Source organism: Prevotella sp. C0209C1, assembly GCF_056583855.1.
The window spans coordinates 1-2,864 of sequence record NZ_JBWPJP010000063.1; the positions used below are offsets into that span (position 1 = coordinate 1).

A 2,864-nucleotide genomic window follows, 5' to 3' on the forward strand; every position below is an offset into this window, starting at 1 on the left:
TTGGCTTTCCCATTGCATATAAAACGGAAAAATACAATAAATATTTTATGTAAACTAATTTTGCTCACTTACTTATTATAATTATTTGGTTGAAAATTTATTTATTCTGATTTTAATATCGGATTATATTTTGATTATGCTGATAGGGCAAACTTCATTTATTCTTTTTCGTTTCCTAAAGTTTTTCCCCAGAAAACTTTTTTCACTTTCTTCTTACTACATATATTTTGATTGTAAGTGATTGACATTCAGGTATGAGTTGTAGTAAACAACTATACTACATACGCTACTACATCAAACTACTACAACTATTTACCAATGGGCAAGGATGGATTTTCATAATCTTATACACATAGACAGGATTACAACCCTCACGCCTCTTGCTTACCTTTTCAAAGCCAGCTCTTTTGAGTGCTTCGCCCATACGTTTGAGTGTCAAAGGTTGATGCGTATAAACACCTAAATAAGCGAGTATTTCGGTAGTGGTCATGTAAGCACAATGAGGATTGTCCTCTGTTGGCTTTTCAAAACAGCGTAATAGTAGTTCCATTTCTGCGGTCTGTACTTGGAAGTCCTCACTCTCCTTGTAGAGTTCCGTGATTTCTTCATCGTTAAACCAATATCGAAAGCCTGCGTTTAACAAGGCTTTCGCTTCGGTATAGACGGCATCCATAGAAATTTCCTTTGCTCGTTCAATGTCAATGGCAAGTACCTCAAAGGGCAGGAAACGTCTGCTTCCTGTCGGGTCGGTCAAGAAATCATTGCCGTTTACCGATGCCACGAAACTCGCCAAGTGCGAGTGTTCCTCCACATACTTGTCGTAAGGCATACGGTATTTAACCATCGGACAGGTAATAAGGTTCTTGAGTTCATTCTCATCACGCTTGTTGAGGGCTTTGAGCTGGTCGTCGATGTTTACGATAAGGTTCTGACCGATATAAGTAAGTGTGTCCTTCTCCTGCGGATATATTTTTCCTGTGTAGCTGTAACCTTTAAGCGCAGGCGGACAAAGCAAATCAAGAAAGGTGGTCTTGAACTTTCCCTGCTCCCCTGTTAGTACAAGACAGGTATGGTTACGGCATTCACGGTCGTCCATAGCGTTGGCAACCACTGCAACAAGCCATTTGGTAAGGTACGGCAGCCACTTTTCGGAGTTACGGACGGTAACGCACGATGCAAGATTGGCGATGGCGCATTGGTTTATCTCTATCTTGTACAGCACTTCTGAAGCATCAACCTCTGGCAAAGCCTTGAAGTAGTCCTGTATGGGATTGATGCGTGGCGAAAAGCTGCTTTCGATGATGGAATAGAGATTATCAGCGGAAGTGATGATGCCTTCCTCGCTATCAAGTTCCCTGCGAAAGGTATTGATGTCATAACGGCTGACCTTACTATACATATTGGCATACTTGGGAGAAAACTCTGTTCTGTCAAGTACAGTGTTGAATCTGAAGTCATAATGGGTGGAGAGGTAGCTTTCTATCTCCTTGTTTTTGGAAGTTTGCCTACTCTGCTTCGGCTTATCTTCTGAGTGTATATTGCTATTGTTTGCGTACTTCTTCATAATCATCCTAAAATGGTTTATGAAAGTGAAGTTAAGGAGGATAATTCTGACTGTCAAGCATTCTCGGTGTGCTTGCATAATGTTGCATAAACCTGCTATAAAATTCCTTGTGGGAAATCATCAAACATCTTAGTTTTTAGTGGATTAAATGGAGAAATCAAAGGTTAAACGGAAATGATACAAATACCAATAATTGATTGGCTTTGTAACAAACCACATTCAAATGCGGTATTCTGCACATTTGGGTAGTGAACTATAAGTAAAGGAATAACAAAGAACGGATAAGGCGAAAATAGCTATCCATTAGAACAAAAAGCAATCAATGAAAAAAATGTAAGCAAAAATTAAGAGCTTATCTCAATGTTCTCTGAAATCTTAGAACAAGGCAGAGGGCTTATGCCAAATGGTAGGTTGTATCTCTATATCTATTGACAGTGAAAGAAGAATAGTGGGCGTATTAGCGTTGATAACGACAAGGAATAAGGAAGGGAATTTCATCGTATTTCCTTTGTTTTCCCTGCTGTTCCTTAGTGCTTTGAGCATAAGGAAACTATCTCTACTTTTGCACCAAGTTGGAGCGCAAAAGGCTGCAACACAAGCAAAAAGTAACAATAAACAAAACAATAGAAATATGGGATATTTGATAATTACAGACCAAAACTGGCAGAAACTAAGGGACGAGATATTAAGTCTTGCCGACTGCTGCCACAAGGCATTTGGAGAGAAGTGTAAGCACACTGATTGGCTGCACAATGGTGATGTGTGCAGGTTGCTTAACATCAGCAAGCGCACCTTGCAGCACTACCGTGATATGGGCGTGCTACCATTCGCACAAATCGGACACAAGTGTTATTATAAACGTGAGGATGTGGAAAGGCTGCTCCTTACAAAAACTGACAAACCTAAAAAATAAACAAGTTATGGAAACGGCAAGAGATTTGACTTTTGGCTCGGACGAGATGCAGGTGGTGCTTACCGCACTGCACGATGTGGGTAGGAGAATAAGGGAAGTGGCAGAGACGCACAAGCCATTGTTTGGCGGTGAGCATTTTCTCACAGGTAAGGAGGTGTGCGAACGATTATATATCAGTCCTCGAACATTGCAAGATTATAGAGATAAGGGGATTATACCTTATACGCAGTTTGCGAGGAAGATACTATACAAGGCTTCGAATTTGGAAAGGCTGTTAGAGGAAAATTATAGCGCATAACAATTTTAGCGTACCTCTATTTGTTATAAAATCTAAAAAAGCATCTGTTTCATCTTCTTTTTACACTTTTGTGTAATGTATTTCTTGAT

At 39.9% G+C, this 2,864-nt stretch carries 3 protein-coding genes; 2 read left to right on the forward strand and 1 reads right to left on the reverse strand.

Features of this window, described 5'->3' with window-relative positions; translation table 11 throughout:
• Nucleotides 1-289: 289 nt before the first annotated feature.
• Entirely contained in the window at nt 290-1,564 is a 1,275-nt protein-coding gene (locus AC1DCD_RS10115) for a virulence-associated E family protein (protein WP_464641369.1), read from the reverse strand.
• Nucleotides 1,565-2,195: 631 nt separating this feature from the next.
• Between AC1DCD_RS10115 and AC1DCD_RS10120 the strand changes: the two genes are divergently transcribed.
• Nucleotides 2,196-2,477 carry a helix-turn-helix domain-containing protein gene (locus AC1DCD_RS10120; RefSeq protein ID WP_039864787.1) on the forward strand — a complete coding sequence of 94 codons (282 nt, stop codon included), beginning with the start codon at nt 2,196-2,198 and terminating at the stop codon, nt 2,475-2,477.
• Nucleotides 2,478-2,484: 7 nt separating this feature from the next.
• Nucleotides 2,485-2,775 (forward strand): helix-turn-helix domain-containing protein, encoded by a 291-nt coding sequence (locus AC1DCD_RS10125; RefSeq protein WP_464641367.1) that lies wholly within the window; start codon nt 2,485-2,487, stop codon nt 2,773-2,775.
• The last annotated feature ends 89 nt before the right edge of the window (nt 2,776-2,864 follow it).

What these genes read in the sequence shown, in the direction of transcription:
- AC1DCD_RS10115 (WP_464641369.1), bottom strand. Translation starts at nt 1,564, where the DNA reads ATGAAGAAGTACGCAAACAATAGCAATATACACTCAGAAGATAAGCCG.
- AC1DCD_RS10120 (WP_039864787.1), top strand. Translation starts at nt 2,196, where the DNA reads ATGGGATATTTGATAATTACAGACCAAAACTGGCAGAAACTAAGGGAC.
- AC1DCD_RS10125 (WP_464641367.1), top strand. Translation starts at nt 2,485, where the DNA reads ATGGAAACGGCAAGAGATTTGACTTTTGGCTCGGACGAGATGCAGGTG.